23 protein-coding genes are annotated in these 21,697 nt (G+C 40.6%); 6 read left to right on the top strand and 17 right to left on the bottom strand.

Annotated elements, in window-relative coordinates; genetic code table 11:
- Positions 1 to 100 precede the first annotated feature (100 nt).
- Complete coding sequence (locus ACQKL5_RS02455) at positions 101 to 364, bottom strand: YqkE family protein (protein ID WP_427606430.1); 264 nt, start codon at positions 362 to 364, stop codon at positions 101 to 103.
- A gap of 126 nt (positions 365 to 490) precedes the next feature.
- Between ACQKL5_RS02455 and ACQKL5_RS02450 the strand changes: the two genes are divergently transcribed.
- Complete coding sequence (locus ACQKL5_RS02450; RefSeq protein ID WP_427606429.1) at positions 491 to 1,402, top strand: alpha/beta hydrolase; 912 nt, start codon at positions 491 to 493, stop codon at positions 1,400 to 1,402.
- Between the two features lie 48 nt (positions 1,403 to 1,450).
- Here the strand turns inward: ACQKL5_RS02450 and ACQKL5_RS02445 are convergent, their stop codons facing one another.
- The 3 genes from ACQKL5_RS02445 to ACQKL5_RS02435 form a co-directional block, all read right to left on the bottom strand.
- The gene (locus tag ACQKL5_RS02445; RefSeq protein ID WP_427606428.1) at positions 1,451 to 1,774 is read right to left on the bottom strand and encodes an iron-sulfur cluster biosynthesis family protein; all 324 of its coding nucleotides are present in this window, start codon (positions 1,772 to 1,774) and stop codon (positions 1,451 to 1,453) included.
- Between the two features lie 107 nt (positions 1,775 to 1,881).
- Complete coding sequence (locus tag ACQKL5_RS02440; RefSeq protein ID WP_427606427.1) at positions 1,882 to 2,211, bottom strand: YolD-like family protein; 330 nt, start codon at positions 2,209 to 2,211, stop codon at positions 1,882 to 1,884.
- Between the two features lie 25 nt (positions 2,212 to 2,236).
- Positions 2,237 to 3,496 (bottom strand): DNA polymerase thumb domain-containing protein, encoded by a 1,260-nt coding sequence (locus ACQKL5_RS02435; protein ID WP_427606426.1) that lies wholly within the window; start codon positions 3,494 to 3,496, stop codon positions 2,237 to 2,239.
- A gap of 401 nt (positions 3,497 to 3,897) precedes the next feature.
- Between ACQKL5_RS02435 and ACQKL5_RS02430 the strand changes: the two genes are divergently transcribed.
- Complete coding sequence (locus tag ACQKL5_RS02430; protein ID WP_427606425.1) at positions 3,898 to 4,557, top strand: C40 family peptidase; 660 nt, start codon at positions 3,898 to 3,900, stop codon at positions 4,555 to 4,557.
- 60 nt (positions 4,558 to 4,617) lie between these two features.
- Here the strand turns inward: ACQKL5_RS02430 and ACQKL5_RS02425 are convergent, their stop codons facing one another.
- The 3 genes from ACQKL5_RS02425 to ACQKL5_RS02415 all read right to left on the bottom strand — a co-directional run bounded on the left by ACQKL5_RS02425 (position 4,618) and on the right by ACQKL5_RS02415 (position 7,108).
- The gene (locus tag ACQKL5_RS02425) at positions 4,618 to 5,151 is read right to left on the bottom strand and encodes a DUF3221 domain-containing protein (RefSeq protein ID WP_427606424.1); all 534 of its coding nucleotides are present in this window, start codon (positions 5,149 to 5,151) and stop codon (positions 4,618 to 4,620) included.
- Between the two features lie 173 nt (positions 5,152 to 5,324).
- A complete protein-coding gene (locus tag ACQKL5_RS02420; RefSeq protein WP_427606423.1) occupies positions 5,325 to 6,116 on the bottom strand; it encodes an SDR family NAD(P)-dependent oxidoreductase in 792 nt (263 codons plus the stop codon).
- A complete protein-coding gene (locus ACQKL5_RS02415; protein ID WP_427606422.1) occupies positions 6,113 to 7,108 on the bottom strand; it encodes an MBL fold metallo-hydrolase in 996 nt (331 codons plus the stop codon). Before ACQKL5_RS02415 ends, ACQKL5_RS02420 begins: the two co-directional genes overlap by 4 nt.
- Before the next feature lie 522 nt (positions 7,109 to 7,630).
- On the opposite strand from ACQKL5_RS02415, the gene proC reads away from it, so the two are divergent.
- Positions 7,631 to 8,476: a pyrroline-5-carboxylate reductase gene (gene proC, locus ACQKL5_RS02410; RefSeq protein WP_427606421.1), complete on the top strand. Its 846-nt coding sequence runs from the start codon at positions 7,631 to 7,633 to the stop codon at positions 8,474 to 8,476.
- Positions 8,477 to 8,635: 159 nt separating this feature from the next.
- Here the strand turns inward: proC and ACQKL5_RS02405 are convergent, their stop codons facing one another.
- The gene (locus ACQKL5_RS02405; RefSeq protein WP_427606420.1) at positions 8,636 to 9,067 is read right to left on the bottom strand and encodes a VOC family protein; all 432 of its coding nucleotides are present in this window, start codon (positions 9,065 to 9,067) and stop codon (positions 8,636 to 8,638) included.
- Positions 9,068 to 9,331: 264 nt separating this feature from the next.
- On the opposite strand from ACQKL5_RS02405, the gene ACQKL5_RS02400 reads away from it, so the two are divergent.
- Entirely contained in the window at positions 9,332 to 9,886 is a 555-nt protein-coding gene (locus ACQKL5_RS02400; RefSeq protein WP_427606419.1) for a MerR family transcriptional regulator, read from the top strand.
- A 186-nt stretch (positions 9,887 to 10,072) separates the two neighbouring features.
- On the opposite strand, the gene ACQKL5_RS02395 is transcribed toward ACQKL5_RS02400, so the two are convergent.
- From ACQKL5_RS02395 to rnz, 5 genes are all read right to left on the bottom strand, one after another.
- Entirely contained in the window at positions 10,073 to 10,867 is a 795-nt protein-coding gene (locus ACQKL5_RS02395) for an ABC transporter ATP-binding protein (protein WP_427606418.1), read from the bottom strand.
- Complete coding sequence (locus tag ACQKL5_RS02390; RefSeq protein ID WP_427606417.1) at positions 10,842 to 11,873, bottom strand: ABC transporter permease; 1,032 nt, start codon at positions 11,871 to 11,873, stop codon at positions 10,842 to 10,844. Before ACQKL5_RS02390 ends, ACQKL5_RS02395 begins: the two co-directional genes overlap by 26 nt.
- Positions 11,874 to 11,905: 32 nt before the next feature.
- The gene (locus ACQKL5_RS02385; RefSeq protein ID WP_427606416.1) at positions 11,906 to 12,901 is read right to left on the bottom strand and encodes an ABC transporter substrate-binding protein; all 996 of its coding nucleotides are present in this window, start codon (positions 12,899 to 12,901) and stop codon (positions 11,906 to 11,908) included.
- Positions 12,902 to 13,106: 205 nt separating this feature from the next.
- Entirely contained in the window at positions 13,107 to 13,925 is an 819-nt protein-coding gene (locus ACQKL5_RS02380; RefSeq protein ID WP_427606415.1) for a squalene/phytoene synthase family protein, read from the bottom strand.
- A 64-nt stretch (positions 13,926 to 13,989) separates the two neighbouring features.
- Positions 13,990 to 14,922 carry a ribonuclease Z gene (gene rnz, locus ACQKL5_RS02375; RefSeq protein WP_427606414.1) on the bottom strand — a complete coding sequence of 311 codons (933 nt, stop codon included), beginning with the start codon at positions 14,920 to 14,922 and terminating at the stop codon, positions 13,990 to 13,992.
- Positions 14,923 to 15,142: 220 nt separating this feature from the next.
- On the opposite strand from rnz, the gene zwf reads away from it, so the two are divergent.
- Complete coding sequence (gene zwf / locus ACQKL5_RS02370) at positions 15,143 to 16,639, top strand: glucose-6-phosphate dehydrogenase (RefSeq protein ID WP_427606413.1); 1,497 nt, start codon at positions 15,143 to 15,145, stop codon at positions 16,637 to 16,639.
- 40 nt (positions 16,640 to 16,679) lie between these two features.
- Here zwf and ACQKL5_RS02365 read toward each other — a convergent pair whose 3' ends face one another.
- Positions 16,680 to 16,832, bottom strand: coding sequence for a hypothetical protein (locus tag ACQKL5_RS02365; protein ID WP_427606412.1), 153 nt, complete (start codon positions 16,830 to 16,832; stop codon positions 16,680 to 16,682).
- A gap of 272 nt (positions 16,833 to 17,104) precedes the next feature.
- Here ACQKL5_RS02365 and ACQKL5_RS02360 point away from each other — a divergent pair, with 272 nt between their 5' ends.
- Positions 17,105 to 17,278: an asparagine synthase gene (locus ACQKL5_RS02360; RefSeq protein ID WP_402956599.1), complete on the top strand. Its 174-nt coding sequence runs from the start codon at positions 17,105 to 17,107 to the stop codon at positions 17,276 to 17,278.
- A gap of 85 nt (positions 17,279 to 17,363) precedes the next feature.
- On the opposite strand, the gene gndA is transcribed toward ACQKL5_RS02360, so the two are convergent.
- The 3 genes from gndA to ACQKL5_RS02345 form a co-directional block, all read right to left on the bottom strand.
- A complete protein-coding gene (gndA, locus tag ACQKL5_RS02355; protein ID WP_427606411.1) occupies positions 17,364 to 18,773 on the bottom strand; it encodes an NADP-dependent phosphogluconate dehydrogenase in 1,410 nt (469 codons plus the stop codon).
- Positions 18,774 to 18,801: 28 nt separating this feature from the next.
- Positions 18,802 to 20,058 carry a DNA polymerase IV gene (locus ACQKL5_RS02350; protein ID WP_427606410.1) on the bottom strand — a complete coding sequence of 419 codons (1,257 nt, stop codon included), beginning with the start codon at positions 20,056 to 20,058 and terminating at the stop codon, positions 18,802 to 18,804.
- Positions 20,059 to 20,427: 369 nt separating this feature from the next.
- Positions 20,428 to 21,549, bottom strand: coding sequence for a tripeptidase T (locus ACQKL5_RS02345; RefSeq protein ID WP_427606409.1), 1,122 nt, complete (start codon positions 21,547 to 21,549; stop codon positions 20,428 to 20,430).
- Between the last annotated feature and the right edge of the window lie 148 nt (positions 21,550 to 21,697).

Below are 21,697 nucleotides of genomic sequence, written 5' to 3'. Positions count from 1 at the left end.
ATTTATCCTTACAAAAAAACATCTCCGTTAGTTGTAACGAAGATGTTTCCCACTAGTCTTTTGAGTCAGCGTGCCGTAAACAACTCATTCCTTATTAAAACTATTTATAGTTCTTCCAATTAAGATTGCTTTCACCCAGCAGCTCTTCGAATGATTTATTTTTCTCACGCTGTTTTCTTTCTTCACGTTTCTTCTCTTCTTCTATTGCTTTTTTCTCTTGTTCCACATCATTCAATTCTTTTTGCTTTTGACGAAGTTGGGACATAATATCTTGATTGAGCATATCACCAAGTTTCAATGATGACGATGATTCTTTATCTTGTTTTCTACTTTGGTTTTGATTTCGCTGCTGTTTCTTTTTCATCCTTAAAACCCCCTGACATTATGACATTATTATACCATGACTACGGTTTCGCTCGTTACGATTTCCAAACAGTATTCTCTTTATTTTTCCACATGGTAAAATAAACTAAAAACGAGGAGGTTCATTATGAAAAAATGGGGTCTCGCGATAGCTGGCATTTTGACGTATATGATCGGTATTGGCGTTTACTTTTCGAATCGTCTCATGTACATGAAAAAGAAGGAAGATGATTTCATTCAAAATCGCGAAGTCTTGGCTAAACGCTTGATTCAAGCGGACTTTGATAATCTTCCCAAAACAGAAGTTTGGGTACCTTCTCCATCTGGATATCCCTTGAAATGTTTGTTTATTGAACCGCATCAGACGAATAAGTGGATCATTGTTACTCACGGTGTGACGGAGAACAAAATGAACTCGATCAAGTACATGAACATTTTTCTCAAGCGTGGCTTCAATGCGATTATATATGATCACCGGCGTCATGGAGAATCTGGTGGGGAAACGAGTAGCTATGGACATTATGAAAAATTCGATTTGAAGGCTGTTATCGATGAATTAAAAAAACGCAAAGGTACAGACCTTTTCCTTGGCATTCATGGTGAATCCATGGGGGCCGTGACCCTTCTTCTATATGCCGGAATGCTTGAAGATGGAGCGGATTTTTATATTGCCGATTGTCCATTTTCTAATTTTGAGAAACAGATTCAACATCAAATCAGCATGATGGACATCCCGTTACCAGCCTGGACCGTATTCCCCCTGGGCCGTATGTTCATTAAGATTCGTGACGGATATTGGACCAACGAAGTGTCACCGATACATTTCATCAAAAACATCAAGAAACCAATATTATTCATCCATAGTGAACCTGATACGTTCATTCCCGCTTCCATGACACTGGAATTGTATGAAGCAAAACAGGGACCAAAGGAACTTTACCTCGCAAAAAAAGGTGCTCACGCACAATCATATAATGAGAATTCACAGGAGTATGAGGAACGGATTGATCAATTCCTCGAACAAGTCTTATTGAAATAGGCAAAGGGAGAATCCCAATAATATTGGGATTCTCCCTTTGCCTTTGTTTTAGAATTTAGTAAAGTAACTCATTCTCGGATTCAAGATTTGATTCGGGCTTTTCAACTGAAAGCAGTTTGCTTCAGTCACAAAGTCTATTGTCATGACTTCATCTAGAAAGATCATCTTGGATCTTTCGACATAAATAGGAATACCATTAGTCTCCACTTTTTCGTTCCCCTCTTCAAGCTCCTTGACGAGCCATAGTGCTGTCACACCACTTACTACACATCCACAGCCGTCTGTATCATATTTCAACTGTAACTGTCCTTCTTTTCCCTGTATTTTATCGGAAATTTTTTCCGCTGCTTTTTCTGTCCATTTAATATACATGCCGTTTGCCTCCTATTCGTTCCATTCCCTAATTATAAACGATAAAGGGGCGGCTGTCCTTTTTCCGGCATACCTCTTCTAGTATCCACCACATTGACCTAAAACTATTACATCAACCTAACATCAGCTATATTGGCAAGTTGAATATAATGTGGGTGCTGAAAGTGATCAATAACATGAAGTCTTTGCAAGGATTCATTATAATAATGAATCTTTCCAATTAAAAGCTGATACCGATTTCTATCATAATAGGCAATCGAGACTTCCTTACCTTCTTCCATCGCTTCCCCCATCACAGCATTCATTTCCTCAAACTGCTGTTCATCGAGAATACGCTTTTTTTCATAGCCATCTTCTCCCACCCAATCTCGGAGCATCTTCACATGCTCCGGTAGCATCATCGATGTCCACTTGATACGTCCCCGATCACGAATCATTATTTTCCCTCCTCTACTCACCTCATCAAGCCTTATGCCCGCCAAGCAACCCACTTCTGTAAACCGCCGTCCCCGCTTTCGTATACGAAACCGCGCGCAACAGCGATTTTGAACCGTATTTATGCCGAATACGATCAACCGTATAGCTCAACTCCCGCTTTTTCCAACGTGAAGCGTCAAATAAAGTCAACTGCATTTCGTTATCCTCCACAATATTCGAGAGCGTGACCGAAATGCTGCGAACGGTTTTTTGCTTATGATAGTTTTCATGAAAAAGCTCCAGACAGACTTTATACAAATCCATCGTGATGTTCGTCGGTTCGTCGATTGAACGAGAACGATGAAAACCTCCGCCAAACTCATCCTTACTGTAACCAATGCTTAGACTGATCGTCCTTCCTGCCTTTCTGTGGGTGCGGGCCCTTCTTCCGACTTCTTCACAAATTTCTAGCATAACCTGCTTAATTTCGTGCTCTTCCTTGTAATCACGGAGTAAAATCTGACTTTTGCCAAAGCTGACCTGCCCCTCTATAATCGGTGCTCCTAAATCTGACAAATCGATTCCCCAAGCATGATGATAAAGTTGATTGCCCATAATCCCGAACTTCGCTTCAAGCAATTCAAGATCATAATTGGCAAGCTGCCCGACTGTGAATATCCCCATTCCATGGAGGGTTTTTTCTACACGCCTTCCTATCCCCCACATTTCACGAAGTGGAGAGATCGGCCAAAGCTTGTTGGGTACATCTTCATATGTCCACTCTGCTATTCCTATATGTTTGGCCTCGAGATCGAGGCAAAGCTTCGCCATCAGCATGTTCGGGCCAATTCCGATTGCACTTGGAATCTGCAATTCCCTTTCTATGTCATCTTTTATTTTCCCAGCAATATTCCAGGCATCTCCCCATAAGGAAACTGCTCCATCGACTTTCAAAAAACTTTCATCCACACTGTATACATGAATCGCTTCTTTCGGAACATAGCGATGAAACAAGCGGGTGATCTCTGTCGAAATTCTCAAATAAGTGGCCATTTTTGGCTCGACGACTATAATGCGTGGATCTTTTGGGATCTCAAACTTTCGAGAACCTGTTTTTATACCAAATTCCTTCTTTAGCTTTGGGGAAGCCGCAAGTACAATGCTCCCCTCCCTACTCTTGTCGCCAACCACTGCTAAATAACAGTCGAGCGGATCTAAACCAAGCATGACCGCCGAGCAGCTAGCATAAAAACTCTTCATATCTATACACATAATCGATTGTTTCGGCATCATGCTATAATTCATTATTTCTTCACCCTATATAGAATATATGTTCGCTTTTGTATTATACCCCTAATTCTAAACGAATACACGTTCTCATTCAATGGAAGTTTCATGACAAATTTCCACCTTTTTATTCAACGTTTTAATTTACCATAAAAATACTATAATACTAAAATAATGTTTTATATCCAAGTTGTTTTTCATGGACATAGTCTATTAGAATCTAGACTATTATATAAAATTGATTCTTTTTACCTTTTATCACAGTTGAATAAAGGATTTCATTCAATTTCTATACCTTCATAGTACCTATATTTTGTAATGAAACTGTAATCAAAAACTGAGTTAAATGTCACATTGGTATTGTAGGATAATATTGTTAAGATAGATAAAGAGAGAGATAGAGAGAGGAAATGAGAAACATGAAGAAATGGATTGCTTCAGCTGCTGTGGCTTCTGCATTAATGCTGAACCCGCTCCAAGCATTTGCAAATATTGGAGATCAAACCCTCAGACCCGGAATGACACATAGTGACGTCAAACAACTACAACAACTATTAAGTACTAAAGGTTACTTCACATACACTGGTTCACCTACTACATACTACGGCTCCTATTCTACAGCTGCAGTAAAAAAGCTTCAAAAAGCTAAAGGATTGACTGCCGATGGAATCGCAGGTAGAAATACATTTAACGCGCTTGGCGTTTACAATGTCAATAATACAAGCCTGATTAATTACGCAAAGACCTTAATCGGGTCACCATACAAATGGGCTGGAACGACACCTGCAGGATTTGACTGTTCGGGGTTCATATATTATGTATTCCAAAAATCACAGGGAATTACTCTGCCACGGACAACATCCGAGCTCTATGCCAATACTGGATTAAAAGTATCTTCGCCATCTAAAGGCGATCTTGTATTCTTTGATACGTCTTCGGGAAAAACGGGTGTTTCCCATGCAGGAATATATATTGGCAACAATCAGTTCATACATGCATCATCTTCTAAAGGAATTACCATTACCGATATGAGTAACACGTATTGGGCTCCAAAATACCTGGGTGCAAAAACTTTATAAACAAATTGAGTAGGCGACCAACACAAACAGGGCAGAATCCATAGTGGTTCTGCCCTGTCATTATTTTATATATAAGATTTCTTCAGTAGAATCTTCTACGGTCACAGTAAAGGACGAATCTAAATTGGAGCGATTCATCATTTCAATATTATATACATGCTCAGCAGGAAAATGAATGATTTTAAGAACCATGAAGCGCTGACTTACCGCTTGAGTCACATGCTTAAGTGCAGCAGTCACAGCCTTTTGCTCCTCAATGCTTTGTTCATCTTGTATAACCCTTATCAACTCCGCTTCCGCTTTCGAAGGGAAGGAATTTTCAATCTCTCCTTGGTACCATGGTTTAACTTTCATCCCTATCATCAAATCTGAATAACTGAGCTTATTCCCTTCCTCATCTTGTATATCTGTATGGTTGTTCACTTTGTAATACGTGTCTTTTATTAAAATTCGCTTATCATCCAAATCCGTAATAAAGCCTTCTTCTCCCTTACCAATGGTCTTTTGAGACTTTTCATCAGAGAAGGAGTGACAGCCCCCCAAAATAATAAAAAGGCATAAACAGATAAAAGGTATTCCCATTACCAACTTCATAAAAATCCCTCCTACTAGAATAGACGAATTCATCAACAAAAGGGTTACAAATAATGGAATATAAATGCATATTATTTTCAAAATAAAAAGAGAATGTCATGTGACACTCCCCTTGGTTTCTTATGATGCTTCTAAGTGGTTATTCTCACTTACATAGAGAGGGCACTTAGAAGCTATTTTTTAAAAAATGCCTTTTTTCCAATGGTCTCAGTGATTTTTGGAAATAACGTATACCACTTACCCGCCATATTCATCCAGCCAGGCAAGTTAATTTCCCGTTTATTTGTTAACATAGCGCCCACGATTTTTTTTGCAACATTCTCGGGCTTAAGCATGAATTTTTGGATACTTTTCACGTAGGTCCCGGATTCATCGGCTATATTAAAAAAATTCGTTGCAATTGGTCCTGGATTAACAGTAGTCACATGAATATGGTCCGCCATCAATTCCAGACGGAGAGCATTTGAATAGCCAAGCACCGCAAACTTGGTGGCAGAGTATAGTGTAGACTTAGGCGTTGCAATTTTCCCTGCCTGTGAGGCAATATTGATGATGTGGCCCGCTTGTCTGCGCTTCATATTGGGAAGTACAAACTTCGTACAGGCCATCACTCCGATCACATTGACATCAAACATCGCTTTGCTTTCTTCTAAGTCCGTATCTAGGACTTCTTTAAACGTTCCGTGCCCAGCATTATTGACCAAAACGTCTACGGTACCGACTTGGGCTTGGATATCAGCAAAGACCTTTTCCACTTGCTCCGTATCGGAAACATCCAGCTTATATACAAAAACGTCAACACCAAATTGGTTAATCAGGGTATCTTTCAGTGTTTGTAATTTATCCAGGCTCCTTGCCAAAAGAACAAGCCTGGCTCCAAGATGTGCAGAATGAATGGCAATCTCCTTACCGATTCCTCCAGAAGCCCCTGTAATGACAATGACTTTCCCTCGCAATTTACTCAATAAATTATCCCCTTCGAAACCGTTGTCGCACTTGAATACAGAACGACACCTGAATTCATTTCCGTTACGATTTCACCCAAATCTTCTAAATAATCCAACTGACCTACCGTTTCCGAGAGTGTCAAATCGACTTCCTGACGGTACACTTTCGGGAAAAGTTGCTGACACACTTCAAATCCCGTTAAAGGTTTTTCTTGAAGCATGCTTTTCACCTGCATGGCCCGATTATGCTGGCGCTCAAGTCTATATCGAATCAGATCGGCCACTTTGTCTCCATCAATTTCTCCCCCATGTCCGGAGTAGACTTTCGAAATCGTAAAGTCCAAGAGTTTTTGAAGCGCAGCATTATATTGAAGCAAAGGCCGTTGACGAACACCATCCATAAGCAATGGCGGTTCCATTAGTGGATTAGGCGAAATTTTTGCAAGTAAATGGTCACCCGCAATCATCACGCCATCACGTTCCCGATAAAAGGATACATGACTTTGTGCATGTCCAGCGGTCTCGATTACCCGCCAACCCGGAAGTCCTGGGAGCTCGTCCCCTTCCGCTAAATAACCTTGCAGCTTCCTTTTACTGAGAAACTTGATTTCTTCTCGGTCATGTATCAATTTATGTTTCAATTCTTCCTCAACACCCAACTTCCCTGCAAAGTCAAGAAAGAAAGCATTATGGATGTCAAGGAACTCATCACTAAGAGTCAGCCACCGCTGATTGTTTTGATGTCCATATACAGGAACTTCCTTATCAAAGAAATCAAGTGCACCTGCATGATCGGGATGATGATGCGTCAAGATAATTTGTTCAATATCAGATAGTTTCAGCCCTAATTCTTCAAGCCCGTAAACCAGTGCCTCTCTTGATTGTACAGTTTTAACACCCGTATCAATTAGAGTCAATGCCTCCCCTTTGAGTACGTATACATTTACATCACCCACTGCAAACGGCGTCGGCAGAGAAAGCTTCGCGATGTCTCCATTCCAATTCACCATGTTTGTTTCCACCTTATATATTATATTTAAATAAATTTTTACATCCATAAAATTGATTATTTCGCTACTTTTTCAAAAAAATGAATATGTAATCACTATTTTACATGTAATCCTAAACGTTGTCATTATTTTCACATAATTCATGATTGCTTTTAAAGACTACGTAAATATTAATATTGACAGAGTACTCATGCATCCCTCATAATCACAAGTAATTAAAAAACGGCACGGCTATGATTGAGGCCAAGTAAATAATTGATGGCGTAAAGAGAGTGAAGCCCTTAATACTGCTGAAAAGCTTCACCGCCCTCTCTATTATTGAACCTACCTTATGAGCCTTCAGTAAAAACTGACGGTATTCCCACGTTAACGGATTCAAGTGCAGCTTCCTTTTTATTCATTGCGGAAGTTGAACAAAGGTGGTACCACGGAAGTTGACCTTTCGTCCTTTATTGGATGAGGGGTCTTTTTATTTTTTGGAGAAACTGACCATTAATAGTATGTACTAAAGGAGTGAGTGAAATGAAAAAAATAGCTTGTATCGGGGCTGGGTCGATGGCTGAAGCGATCATTTCCGGTTTGGTCACTCAGCAAGTCATTAACTCGGCTGACATTTATGTGACCAATAAATCAAATGATGAACGATTTACTTATTTAAGGGATCAATACGGAATTACCACTACGCGTTCTCTTCCAGAGTTGCTATCAGGAGCAAATATAGTAGTACTGGCAGTAAAGCCGAAGGATATTCTAGCCACAATGCAATCTATAAAGGAATATATCCGTGAAGATATGCTGTTTATTTCCGTTGTAGCAGGGGTCCATACGGCAAGCTTAGAAGGAATAGCGGCCAAACAGGTTGCCATCATCAGGGCTATGCCTAATACTTCAGCAGCCGTTGGGAAGTCGGCCACTGCCATCTCAGCTAATACACATACAACGGATTCACAATTAAAGACGGCAATCACTCTTTTCGAAACGGTAGGTTCGGTCGCCATTGTCGAAGAAACACAACTTGATGCTGTAACAGGATTATCGGGAAGTGGCCCTGCATATATTTATTACTTGGTCGAAGCTCTGGAAAAATCGGCGGAATCCATTGGCCTCGATGCCATAACAGCAAAGCAATTAATCCTTCAGACACTTACCGGTGCAGCTGAGATGCTACAGAAATCGCCGAAGACGCCAGCAGTACTGCGAAAAGAAGTAACATCACCAGGCGGAACCACAGAAGCCGGTCTGAAAGCACTTGAGGCCCAGCAGGTACAAGAAGCGTTTATCTCCTGTGTTCAAGAAGCCACCGCGCAATCAAAGCGGATGGGTAATCAAATCGGTAAAGAGCTCGCTAAATATGTAGTCCCTCATTAACGTTACTTAAATAGGCTGTTGACTTCCTAATGAAGACCAGGAAGTCAACAGCCTAGGAGAGTTTCATTAACCTATCACTAAAGAATAATGAAAAATCACAAACGCAAAAATGACGTTCAACCAACTTCTATCAGGTCAGAGACAGTGGTTTGTGACTACTTATTTAATGATCAACATATCATGCTCATCGAATTCCCATTCCTCTGAATATGCTACTTCCCAATAAAAACCGTCGGGATCTGAAAAATACCCACTGTATCCTCCCCAAAAAACACGTTGTGGTGCCTTTTCAATGATACCCCCGGCTTTTTCCGCTTTTTTAAAAATCTCATCCACTTCTTCCATTGATTTTGCATTATAGGCAAGAGTGAACCCTGAAAACCCCTTTCCTTTAGGAGAAGCTTTGTCATTAATGTCATTTGCTAATTCTTCTAAAGGATAAAGAGCAAGTTTTGTTCCTGCATTATTAAAGAAAACAATGCCAGGACTCTCCTCTTTAACAGATGTTTGAAACCCTAGCCCATCCCTATAAAACCTTAAAGAATGATTTATATCACGGACACCTAAAGTTATAAGGTTTAATCTATTCATACTTAAAACCCCCTTCCCAGTTATCCCTTACCTATTCGTTACGTACCGTTTTTTCCCTTTGAAAAATTGTAGATTTAATATGCTTATTACGTTACACCCAATGAGAAAGCCCTCACGAAAAACGACCGTTTCCATTAAATAATCGACATGGTTGTGAAACTAGGAAGATATCCACTATCTTTGACGAATCAGTGTTTGTTTTGTCAACAGCAAAGGAATTCTTGCATTTATCTAGAATTCTACACCCAAAGGAGGGGGATCTGGATGAATACAAGTGCAGTTGCCAAGTTATTGAATGTTTCTCATAGTACCATTCAACGCTGGGTTACCCAATTGAACATGGAGGTAGAACGAAATCAACTAGGCCACTATCAGTTTACCGATGATGATATTGACTTATTAAGAAAGATTCAAGATCAGCTGAATGAAGGGGTCGTCTTGCAAAAAGTGACCATTTCGGAAAAGAAAATCAGGAAAGCCAACGTAAAACACCATACTGAGCCGGAAAAAGGACAAGATCATCTAATCGAAAGAATTTCCAGACTTGAGAAGAGCCTGAAAACAAAAGCAGATGACGTTGTTTCCTATCAACTTCTACAACATAGAAGTGAATTGGAAGACATGCAAAAGCTGGTCGATAAACTTGAAGCCCGGATTGAAGCATTAGAATCTGCCAACGTTCCACCCGCAGAATTTTATTTAGCTAGCGAAGAAGCCGCCGCCGCTAAAAAGACGAAGAAAAAACCTTTCATGAAAAACTTTTTCGGAAACACAAAAAAAAATGGTCATTCATCCTTGAGCACAGTCGATAGCGATTAAGCGAGTAGGACCTTACAAGTCTTATTACAAGGAAGGTTCACCATCCTCTTGCGGCCAACCTGTAAGCTTAACCTTCCATCGGTGAGATCCAAAGCTCCCGATTAGATATTTCCTTCTGTTTTCGCCATAAGAAAGAGGCCTTGGCTTTAAGGTAATCCTTACCTTAAAGCCAAGGCCTCTTATACTTCATATCAGCACAGCACGGTCATTTAACATTTTTTCGCCTTTGATACGCTGGAATTCATTCAAGAGCGTATCTACTGTCAAGGACTGTTTTTTAGAGCCTCTTGCCTCAAAAATAATTTGACCTTTATCCATCATGATTAAAGAATTACCAAGATCAATTGCCTGTTGCATGTTATGCGTCACCATCAATGTAGTTAATTGACTCGTTTCAACGATTTCCTTCGTCAAACTGGTTACAAGCTCTGCCCTTGATGGGTCGAGGGCAGCTGTATGTTCATCAAGGAGCAAAATTTTCGGATTGGTGAAAGTCGCCATTAATAATGATAATGCCTGACGCTCCCCTCCCGATAATAAGCCGACTTTTGCACTCATCCGATTCTCCAACCCCAAATGTAGCGTACTCAAACTTTCTTTAAATAGCTCTTTCCGTCTTTTTGTCACCCCAAAACCAAGTCCCCGTCGATTCGTTCTGCCATAAGCGATGGCCATATTTTCTTCGATGGTCATATGGGGGGCCGTGCCAAGCATGGGATCCTGGAAAACTCGGCCGATTCTTTTGGCACGAGCATGTTCTTCAATTGAAGATACGTTTACCCCATCGATGATAACTTCGCCAGCATCAGGAAGGATTTTACCGGAAATCATGTTCATCAATGTGGATTTCCCAGCCCCATTACTACCGATGACCGTTACAAATTCACCCTTTGACAGCTGTAAATCAAGATTACCGAGGGCCAGCTTCTCATCCGGAGTTCCCTCGTTAAAGACCTTATAAATGTGATTTAACTGCAGCAAATTCTTTTTCCCCCTTTGATGATGCCTCAATATGACGCATCTGTAATTCTTTAAGTCTTTTTTTCTTACGGCTTTTTTCTTTTTGTTTTTCCGAAATTTGCGGAATGACTAGAGCACCAATAACAATAAGTGCAGTTATTACCTTCACATCACCCGTATCAAAGAATTTCACACGTAACGCCAGCGTAACGACAATGCGGTATATGATTGCTCCTCCAATAACAGCTAGCGTGGCCCGTGCAATCGTTTTTGCTCCAAATAACGCTTCCCCGATAATGACAGAGGCTAAACCGATTACAATAATTCCTATTCCCATCCCTATATCGCTGAAACCATTATATTGGGCAACTAAGGCGCCAGAAAAAGCAACAAGGGCATTACCAATTGCAAGTCCTAAAACCTTCATATTACCTGTATGTGCAGAAAAACTCTTGACCATGGCTTCATTGTCACCAGTTGCACGTAGGGCAAGACCCACTTCCGTTTTTAAAAAGGCCGACATCCCCACTTGAATCATCAACACTACAATAAGCATGACAATTAAAATGCCCCACGTTTTTGGCAAACTATCACCGAGACCAAAGATTGAAAAAATCCCATTAAACATATGATCCAAACCAGTACGTGACCAAGTTTCCTCAATATTGGTGATAATCGTGGTTTGGGAAAGCATGGGGATATTCGATGCCCCCATGATCCGTAAGTTAATAGAAAAGAGCGCGATCATCATTAAAATACCCGCAAGTAGCGGATTGATTTTCCCTTTTGTATGAAGCAGTCCAGTCATTATCCCTGCAACAAATCCAGCAATCATGGCGCAGAATGTGGCCAAAACCGGTGAGAAACCGTTGACAATCATAATAGCTGCCACAGAAGCCCCTGTCACGAAACTGCCTTCAACGGTCATATCCGGGAAATCAAGAATTCTGAATGTTAAATAGACTCCCAGTGCCATGATCGCATAGATCATTCCAGATTCAAAAGAGTTAAATATGGCTGTTGGCATTTTTATCTTCCTTCCCTGGAATAACGCAAAGCTTATTTGACAAACTCAGCATTTGCTTTCCATTCCTCTTTTATTTCAACACCCATTTCCTTTGCGGCCGTTTCATTAATCACTAATTTTAGTTTTTGAGGATATTGGACCGCGATATCACCTGGTTTTTTATCATCTTTTAGAATTTCTACTGCTTTCTGGCCTGCTTCGTAGCCAATATCATAGTAACTGAAGCCATATGCTGCGAAACCGCCTGCATTCACGGAATCAAGCTCCCCGACAAATAAGGGAATATCCTGGTCATTCGCTACCGAAATCACCGATTCTAACGCTGAAACTACTGTATTATCTGTAATGATATAGAAAGCATCCGCTTTACCAATCAATGATTCAGTTGCCTGCTTAACTTCGGCTGAAGTCGAGACGGATGCTTCCACGACCTTCAAACCCGCTTTTTTTGCCTCGGCTTTCACATTTTTAATTTGAACGACTGAATTTTGTTCGCCAGTATTGTAAACCGTCCCGATTGTTTTCGCTCCAAGCTCTTCGGCCAGGAACTTCATGGAGTTTTTGATGGCATCCGGATGAGAATCGGTCGTACCCGTCACATTTCCACCTGGTTTCTCCATGGACGTAACAAGTTCTGCAGCTACTGGATCAGTTACAGAAGTAAAGACGATAGGAATATCTTTAGTCGCATTCAATGAACTTAAAGCGCTTGGCGTCGAATTTGCAAAAATCAAATCCACTTTATCCCCAACAAAGTTATTCGCTATCGTCTGGCTGTTGTTTTGATCTCCCTGAGCAATTTGAAGATCATACTTTGCTTTAATGTCACTATCCTTTAATGCAGCCTGAAACCCTTCATATGCTTGATCCAAAGAATCGTGCTGAACGATTTGTGTCACTCCGATTTTGAAAGTATCCTTATCACTTTCATTTTTTGCCGAGTCTTTCTCGTTTTCATTCCCACACCCTGCAAGTAAAATTCCAGTAATCAAAGTCAAGGCTGCCGTTGAATATAATCTCTTTTTCATAATGTTCCTCCGCTTTTCTCTTTTTTTAAAATTCTGTCTCTCCAACGAAGTCAACTTTTCCGCTTTTATGTACTAAATTATAATCGTTTACTTCCGTTATTCCAATATATTTTTTAAATTTTTAGAATTTTAAAATTTCATGTATGAAGCAATAAAAAAACTACTGTTTAAAGTTGTATAAACTTTAAACAGTAGTTGGCTCTTCTTAATTTTCAACGACTTGATTAACAATAGTAGTAACCGTTGAACGATTGATCTTTTCTTTGCCTTCTTTTAATGCGTTCAATGTGGCTTTTGCCAATTCTAGAGGAATTTTGCAGAAATGGACAATATCCTTCGTCTCAATGTTTTCGATATAAGTATCAGCTAAGGCGAGATTATGTTCCGTGTGGATAAGCATTTCATTGAATCCCCATCCATCTGGATAAAAATTGACACCGCGTTCTGCATCTTCCTCACGATTTCTCAGGATGTTGACCGTTTGAAGACCCCGTCCGAATGCAATGGCCAGCTCACGATCTGTTTCCGTTCCGTCATACCATTTCCAGATGTCCGATAACATGACCCCAACCAAACCGGCAACATAATACGTATATTCATCAAGCTCTTCTTTATCGTGAATTTGCCAATCCTTCGAAACCCACTTTGCCATGCCCTCAGCCATTTCCTTAGTGGACTCGAGGACTTTAGCAGTCGCACCTGGAGGACAATACTCTATCCAATCTGAAAGAAGTAAAGTCACTTCAGGGAGAACATCACTGAATGGTTCAAATACTTCCTGAATGTCCTCCTTACGGTAATCAGTTTTCAGTAGCCTGCTAACCGCCTGCAATAGCGCAATCTTATCCTTAGCCCCAAGATTCGGGTGGTCTTCAATTTCATCAATGGCACGCATGCAAAGGTAGGCAGAGCCAATGGCCTCCTGTAGTCCTGATGGCAGGTAACTTATAGGGATAAAAAAAGTACGGCTTGTTTTTAAAAGGAAATCCATCGCCTTATTATGTAATTTATTTTGCTCAGTCATTTTTTACCCTCCTTATATCCAATAAACAATTGAACTATTATACCAAATAATCGTAGTGATTACCCTATTCTTGTACATATAAAGGAATTTTAATCATCAGTAGATCTTCTGCCATGATTGTATTGGCGAATATCGCACTGCTTTCCTCTTTTAACCGTTCTGCATCCTCGAGAGTATAGCGAGAACTGATATGTGTTAAAACAAGATGTTTAACTCGTGCTTTATTTGCTGTTTCAGCAGCTTGTACAGTGGTTGAATGGAAATAGGCCGTTGCCATCTCCGCTTCTTCGGCGGAAAAAGTCGCTTCATGGATGAGATAATCTGCGGAATCTGCAAGAATTAGTGCATTGTTGCATACTCTCGTATCACCAAGGATGGTGATAATCCGGCCCTTTTGCGGTGCACTCACATAGTCTTTCCCATCAATGGTTCGACCATCATCAAGGAGGATCGATTCACCATTTTTCAATGCTTTATAACTAGGGCCGGGTTGAATTCCTTCTTTACGAAGCTGATCAACAAGTAAACTTCCCGGACGATCTTTCTCCACAATTCGGTAACCGACACTATATATGCCATGATCCAGCTGCAGGGCGGTCACAGTAAACTGATCGTCTTCAAAGACCACGCCTTCCTCGATTTCAACGATTTCTAATGGATATTTCAGATGTGTACCACTCACTTGTAAACTCGTCGTGATAAAAGCATCAATCCCTTTTGGGCCGTACACCGTTAACTTTTCGACACCACCCTGAAAAGACCTGCTGCTTAAAAGACCAGGAAGGCCGAAGATATGATCACCATGTAAGTGTGTTATGAAAATCTTTTCTATTTTACGTGGTTTAACCGCTGTTTTTAAAATTTGGTGCTGTGTCGCCTCTCCGCAATCGAAAAGCCACACTTTTCCACGCTCCTCCAATAATTGAAGAGCAATCGCCGTCACATTGCGAGCCTTTGCCGGAACACCCGCGCCCGTTCCCAATAAAACAAAATCCACATTCCTACCTCCGTTGCAAAAACTTTATATCATTACTATAGCATAACCGAGGCCCTCTTTCATTTTTCAACTTTTTAAAAAGTTGCTCACCATACAGATTTTAATGAAATTACGAAAAAATGCGCAAATAGATTGCTTTGAGGGAAAGCTAACCGTAAAATTAAGAATTGGTACATATCCAACTTCAAGACAGAATTCACGGAAAGTTGAGGGCTCTAACATGACAGAAAATAAACCTACAGCATTAATCATGATTTTTGGCGCGACCGGAGATTTAGCGAAACGAAAACTGTTTCCTTCCATATATCGACTATTTCAAAAAGAGAAAATTGACAAATTCGCCGTCGTCGGAGTTGCAAGAAGGGCTTTGACCGATGCGGAGTTCCAAGCAAGTGTCAAAGACTCGATCCTTACGTTTGGGCATGCGAAAGAAAAGGTGGACGAATTCGTTTCCCACTTCCACTATCATTCACATGATGTAACTAGTTCAGAGTCATATTTGCAGTTAAAAGAGATGGCTGAGAAGTTAGACAATCAGTATGTTTTAGAAGGTAATCGCATCTTTTATTTAGCCATGGCACCGGAATTCTTCGGAACCATCGCCGAACAGGTGAAAGCACAGGGATTGACCGATACAAACGGGTACAAACGCCTTGTCATCGAAAAGCCTTTTGGTCACAGTTTTGAAACAGCAAAAATCTTGAATGAACAGATACGCACGGCTTTTTCTGAAGATGAGATTTACCGAATCGATCATTATCTAGGCAAAGAAATGGTTCAAAATATAGAAGTGATTCGTTTTTCCAATGCCCTTTTCGAGCCACTTTGGAATAACCGTTATATTTCCAACATTCAAGTTACCTCAAGTGAAACTTTAGGTGTAGAGGAACGGGGACGTTATTACGAAACAAGTGGTGCCCTTCGGGATATGGTGCAAAACCATTTATTACAAATGGTCGCCCTTCTTGCCATGGAACCGCCAATTGCCTTAACAACAGAAGAAGTCCGCAGTGAAAAGGTTCGGGCATTGCGTTCACTTCGGCCAATGAAAGTGGATGAAGTCAAAGAATATTTCGTCCGTGGTCAATATGGCTCAGGTACGGTAGGGGAACAAACACTCCCTGCTTACCGTGATGAATTGAATGTCGATCCTGAATCTAATACAGAAACCTATGTTGCGGGTAAATTGATGATTGATAACTTCCGCTGGGCGGGTGTTCCTTTTTACATCCGTACGGGTAAAAGAATGGATGTAAAATCAACCAAGATTGTTGTTCAATTTAAGGACATTCCGATGAATCTATATTACAAAACCGAAGAAACTTTGCAACCGAACCTTCTAGTCATCCATATCCAACCTGAAGAGGGTATTTCTCTCTACCTAAATGTGAAGAAATCTGGAACAACGATGAATACGAAGCCAGTTAAGTTGACGGTCTCCAATAAAGGAATCGAACATATCAACTCACCTGAAGCGTACGAAAAGCTTTTATTCGATAGTATGCGTGGCGATGCTACGAACTTTACCCACTGGGACGAAGTGGCACTTTCATGGAAGTTCGTTGATACCATTTCAAATGCATGGGAAAATACAAAAGATGCTACCTTCCCCAATTATGAAGCGGGTTCAACAGGACCGGTTGCATCCGATGAACTTTTAGCCGAAGATGGGCATGTTTGGTGGCAAATCGAAAAAGTACAAAAAAATAACGGGTAACTAATAAGAGGATGCAGTGATCTGCATCCTCTTCTCTATTTTATGAAGCACTCTTTTTGTTGATTTTTTCTCGTATAGCATGGATAAAATCCTTCGATTCTGAATTGGTTCCTGAATTAAGCCAAAATGTCACACTTGATTCAAAGACAATAAAAAATAAAATCAATGCTACGATCATCCAGATGAAGTGCATCATTTAACCACTCCTTTTCTTGCTTCACTTATACGTTAAGCAATCCATTCCTCTTTAACGCAGTTATAACATCTAAAAAATATGGATGGTATAATATTACTACTCCGACGATAAAAAAGAAATGTACTAAGTACCCATTTATCATGAGCTATTTAACTATCCTGCCCTCTTCTTTTTATTAGAAAACCGAATGATAAAGTCATGGCAAGGCAACAATACAAATGGTGTTCTTTATCTGGATACCACTACTAACGGAGGCGGAGGGATTTACGATGGATGTCCGTGAAGGATTAATTCCAACAGCTTTAGGAACTGCCGTAACAGCAGCAGGTTATGCGATGAAGCAGAACCGTGGCTCAAACAAAATGGTCGCTAATACGGTCTTCGGTTTTGGTTTGGCACATGTCGTGTTAGGGGTCATAGACCTTGTTGAGCATCGACGTTAGTAGGAGAAGGGGGCCAGTGCTCCCTTCTTTTTAATTTCAACAAAAAAAACTGGTTGAAATAGAAAGATTTCAACCAGTTTTTTTATTATTTTTCCATCCATTCCGTATGGAACGTGCCTTCTTTATCAATACGTTCATACGTATGGGCACCAAAGTAATCACGTTGTGCTTGTATCAAATTAGCTGGAAGTGTTTCTGTACGATAGCTATCGAAATAAGCAAGCGCTGAAGATAGGCAAGGAACCGGGATACCGTTCATCACCGCGATAGAGACCACTTCACGCAAAGCACCTTGATAGTTTTCGACGATTCCTTGGAAATAAGGATCGAGAAGCAGGTTATTCAAGTTTGCCTCACGGTCATATGCATCTTTGATTTTTTGTAGGAACTGAGCACGGATGATGCATCCTCCACGGAATATCATTGCGATATCCCCGTATTGCAGGTTCCAGTTATTTTCTTCAGAAGCAGCCTTCATTTGAGCGAAACCTTGTGCATATGAACAAATCTTACTCATATACAATGCTTTACGGATGCTTTCAATCAAGGCTTTTTTATCTCCCGTAAACTCGGCTTTAGGACCACGCAGGATTTTGCTTGCTTCTACCCGCTCTTCTTTTATCGCTGAAATGTATCGTGCAAAAACAGATTCCGTTATGATTGGAAGCGGCACACCAAGGTCGAGCGCACTTTGGCTAGTCCATTTACCCGTACCTTTTTGGCCTGCTTTATCTAAAATGATATCGACCATCGGCTTACCTGTTTCTTCATCATATCGTTTGAAAATGTCAGCAGTGATTTCAATAAGGTAGCTATCCAACTCACCCTTATTCCAATCTGTGAATACATCATGGAATTCTTCAGCAGACAGGCCAAGTAGATTTTTCAAAAGGAAATATGATTCGGAGATCAGTTGCATATCACCATATTCTATTCCATTATGCACCATCTTCACATAATGTCCCGCACCATCTGGTCCAATATATGTACAACATGCATCTCCATCAACCTTAGCAGATATATCCTTCAAGATCGGAGCTACTAAGTCATATGCTTCTTTTTGTCCGCTCGGCATGATGGAAGGTCCAGTAAGAGCTCCCTCTTCCCCACCAGAAACACCTGTGCCGATGAAATGAATACCAAGTTCGCTTAATTCCTCATTACGGCGCTGAGTGTCCTTATAGAACGTATTTCCGCCATCTATGACGATATCCCCTTTTTCAAGAAGTGGCTTAAGTTGTTCAATGGTTGCGTCCGTAGCCGCACCCGCTTTAACCATCAATAGAATTTTCCTAGGCTTTTGAAGCGAGTTTACGAATTCCGGAAGAGTGTATGCCGGTACTACATTTTTGCCTTCCGCTTCTTCCATCATCTCGTCCGTTTTTGCAGCTGAACGATTATACACGGAAATTGAATACCCTCTGCTTTCGATATTAAATGCAAGGTTCTTCCCCATTACCGCAAGTCCGATAACGCCAATTTGTTGTTTTGTCATGATTACCTTCCCTTCTTTTGGGTGTATGCTATTTTTTACTTCTGGATTGCTCAAAAAAATCTTTGCTGAAACTCGTATCCGTTCCAATCGAACGTTCTTTCAAAGCAAGACCCTTTTTAATAATATTTTCTCCATACTTATTTTGCAAGTGTTCCATCGCATCATATAAAGGTTCTTTTTCAGCGTCTTTTTGAAAGGAAAAGATATCGAGTTGTTTGAACGCCGCTTCTTTTTCAATAACATCATAAGCCGTCACGCCTAGTAGCCGTATGGCCTCCCCATTCCAATTTTTCAAAAACAGGTCAGTAGCCCAATTCAAAATATCCTCTTTTTCAAAAAACGGATTAGAAACCATTTTGCTTCTCGTAATGGTCCTTCTGTCTTTATAGCGGATCGTTATACCTATTTTCTGGCCGAGCAAACGTTTATTTTTCAAACGTGCTGCAACTTTTCCCGAAAGCTTCCCCAATACTCCAACCAGCTCTCTTTGATTGGTTGAATCATGTGGAAGGGTTGTCGAGTTCCCTATGCTTTTATGATCGAATATGGCTTCTGGATCAACGACTCGCGTGTCTATTCCATTAGCCCGTTCCTTCAAACGGATGCCATTAATCCCTAATAACTGTTTTAATTGGATTTCGTGAGCGTTGGCCAGGTCTCCAATCGTCTTGATACCGATCGTCAGGAGTTTTTCAGATGTTTTACCGCCAATCCCATGCATCTCACCCACCAGTAGAGGCCAGAGGATCCTGGATACATCTCTTTTTCTTAAAACCGTAATGCCCATCGGCTTTTTCATGTCGGATGCCGTTTTAGCCAAGAACTTATTAGGAGCGATACCGATGCTACAAGGGAGATCCATCGTATTGTGGATACGCTCTTGAATACTTTTAGCGATTTCCAATGGGGATCCCAATTCTGCACATTCACTAATATCCATATACCCTTCATCAATGGAAACAGGCTCAACTATTTCTGTATACTGACGCAATACTTCGAATATGGCCAAGGATGCTTTTCGGTATCGCTCAAAATTTGGCTTTTGAATGATTAATTGGGGACAAAGCTTTTTGGCCTGCCAAATGGGCATAGTCGTTTTCACGCCAAACTTTCTCGCTTCGTAACTACAGGTAACGATGATTCCCCTTCTTTCCTCGACATTACCGGCAATGGCTAGTGGCTTCCCCTTCAATGATTCATCATAGGACATTTCCACTGAGGCGTAGAAACTATTCATGTCTACATGGAGAATGACCTTTCCATTTCTAGGGTACATATCCTTCATGTGATTGTCACATCCTTGCTAACTAGTACAACTCTCACGAAAGTGGGTCCATTAAAATTAAATCTCCTATTAAGGTACCCCAATCTAACCTTGATAACCATTGAGCATTGCTTCCATTCTAATCTAAGAAAACAGTCATCATTTTATTGATGACTGTAGATATATTCCTGTAACTCTATTATGCCTTATAAAGTTAAAATGAACTTTCGAATCAGTGATTATTTTTAAATATTTTCCTATTTTCGCTACACCTTGCATATATCCTGTTTTTACCCAGTCTGCAAACAAACTATGGGGAATGACAGTAACCGCAACAAGTTTCACGATGGAAAGTACAGTTTCAATCGGTCAGAAATGATTTTCCGTTAATTACTCTCCAGCAACTTCCTGAATGATACTAATAACCATTTCAGCCAACTTTGTCAATTCTTCCACTGGAATTCTTTCATTCGTTGTATGAATGTCTTCATAGCCGACTGCTAGATTAACCGTAGGAATGCCAAATCCAGCAATTACATTTGCGTCACTACCGCCACCGCTTTTCACTAATTCGCATGGACGACCAATTTTCTCTGCCGCTTTTCTAGCAACTTCGACCACATGGTCACCTGCTCCATATTTAAAGCCTGGATACATGACATTGACTTTCACTTCAGCCCGTCCGCCCATTTCAATGGCAGCAGTCTCGAAAGCTTCTTTCATTCTTGCTACTTGTTTTTCCATTTTTTCAGGAACCAATGATCTTGCTTCCGATAAAATTTCAACATGATCACAAACGATATTCGTTTGTTGTCCACCTTGGAAACGTCCGATATTGGCTGTCGTTTCATCATCAATGCGACCTAAAGGCATTCTTGAAATGGCTTTTGCAGCAATCGTAATCGCAGAAACACCTTTTTCAGGAGCCACTCCAGCATGAGCCGTCTTGCCTATGATCGTGGCAGCTACCTTTGCCTGAGTAGGGGCTGCAACAACGATATTGCCGACTTTTCCGTCGCTATCAAGAGCAAAACCGAATTTTGCAGTGACAAGAGAACGATCTAGAGCTTTTGCTCCTACCAACCCTGACTCTTCACCAACGGTAATAATGAATTCGATAGTACCGTGTTCAATATTCTGTTCTTTAATTACTTTAAGGGTTTCTAGCATAACCGATAAACCTGCTTTGTCATCTGCCCCTAGAATGGTCGTTCCATCTGACACTATGTATCCATCTTTTATAGACGGCTTGATACCATTACCAGGTACGACCGTATCCATATGGGAGGTAAAATAAATGGTATCTACGCCTGGTTTCGTACCTTTCAGCGTACAAATCAAATTACCAGCCCCATGACCCGTAACAGACATTGTATCATCTTCAAAAACATTCACGCCAAGTGCCATGAATTTTTCTTTTAACACTTTTGCAATTGCTGCTTCATTTTTAGTTTCTGAATCAATTTGCACCAATTCAAAGAATTCACTAACTAACCGTTCTTCATTAATCATCATTAAAACCTCCAAAAAAGTTTTCCTCTATAAGTATACTTCTAAAGCTGTTACCCGGCAAATAATCTGAAGAAAAGGATTCTTATTTTAAAAAAGGCAATAAGTTTGGGAGGTTGCAAAATGGAAAAGCCTAAAGAATCAAACTTCT

It is taken from the genome of Peribacillus sp. NPDC097675, from assembly GCF_050277655.1.
In the GTDB taxonomy this organism is placed as follows: domain Bacteria; phylum Bacillota; class Bacilli; order Bacillales; family DSM-1321; genus Peribacillus.
The sequence above is the reverse complement of the archived record's forward strand: the minus strand, read 5'-3'. Positions and strand labels throughout refer to the sequence as shown.

Coding starts and splice junctions, on each gene's coding strand:
- ACQKL5_RS02455 (WP_427606430.1), bottom strand. CDS start 364: ATGAAAAAGAAACAGCAGCGAAATCAAAACCAAAGTAGAAAACAAGAT.
- ACQKL5_RS02450 (WP_427606429.1), top strand. CDS start 491: ATGAAAAAATGGGGTCTCGCGATAGCTGGCATTTTGACGTATATGATC.
- ACQKL5_RS02445 (WP_427606428.1), bottom strand. CDS start 1,774: ATGTATATTAAATGGACAGAAAAAGCAGCGGAAAAAATTTCCGATAAA.
- ACQKL5_RS02440 (WP_427606427.1), bottom strand. CDS start 2,211: ATGATTCGTGATCGGGGACGTATCAAGTGGACATCGATGATGCTACCG.
- ACQKL5_RS02435 (WP_427606426.1), bottom strand. CDS start 3,496: ATGAATTATAGCATGATGCCGAAACAATCGATTATGTGTATAGATATG.
- ACQKL5_RS02430 (WP_427606425.1), top strand. CDS start 3,898: ATGAAGAAATGGATTGCTTCAGCTGCTGTGGCTTCTGCATTAATGCTG.
- ACQKL5_RS02425 (WP_427606424.1), bottom strand. CDS start 5,151: ATGAAGTTGGTAATGGGAATACCTTTTATCTGTTTATGCCTTTTTATT.
- ACQKL5_RS02415 (WP_427606422.1), bottom strand. CDS start 7,108: ATGGTGAATTGGAATGGAGACATCGCGAAGCTTTCTCTGCCGACGCCG.
- proC (WP_427606421.1), top strand. CDS start 7,631: ATGAAAAAAATAGCTTGTATCGGGGCTGGGTCGATGGCTGAAGCGATC.
- ACQKL5_RS02405 (WP_427606420.1), bottom strand. CDS start 9,067: ATGAATAGATTAAACCTTATAACTTTAGGTGTCCGTGATATAAATCAT.
- ACQKL5_RS02400 (WP_427606419.1), top strand. CDS start 9,332: ATGAATACAAGTGCAGTTGCCAAGTTATTGAATGTTTCTCATAGTACC.
- ACQKL5_RS02390 (WP_427606417.1), bottom strand. CDS start 11,873: ATGCCAACAGCCATATTTAACTCTTTTGAATCTGGAATGATCTATGCG.
- ACQKL5_RS02385 (WP_427606416.1), bottom strand. CDS start 12,901: ATGAAAAAGAGATTATATTCAACGGCAGCCTTGACTTTGATTACTGGA.
- ACQKL5_RS02380 (WP_427606415.1), bottom strand. CDS start 13,925: ATGACTGAGCAAAATAAATTACATAATAAGGCGATGGATTTCCTTTTA.
- zwf (WP_427606413.1), top strand. CDS start 15,143: ATGACAGAAAATAAACCTACAGCATTAATCATGATTTTTGGCGCGACC.
- ACQKL5_RS02365 (WP_427606412.1), bottom strand. CDS start 16,832: ATGCACTTCATCTGGATGATCGTAGCATTGATTTTATTTTTTATTGTC.
- ACQKL5_RS02360 (WP_402956599.1), top strand. CDS start 17,105: ATGGATGTCCGTGAAGGATTAATTCCAACAGCTTTAGGAACTGCCGTA.
- gndA (WP_427606411.1), bottom strand. CDS start 18,773: ATGACAAAACAACAAATTGGCGTTATCGGACTTGCGGTAATGGGGAAG.
- ACQKL5_RS02350 (WP_427606410.1), bottom strand. CDS start 20,058: ATGAAGGATATGTACCCTAGAAATGGAAAGGTCATTCTCCATGTAGAC.
- ACQKL5_RS02345 (WP_427606409.1), bottom strand. CDS start 21,549: ATGATTAATGAAGAACGGTTAGTTAGTGAATTCTTTGAATTGGTGCAA.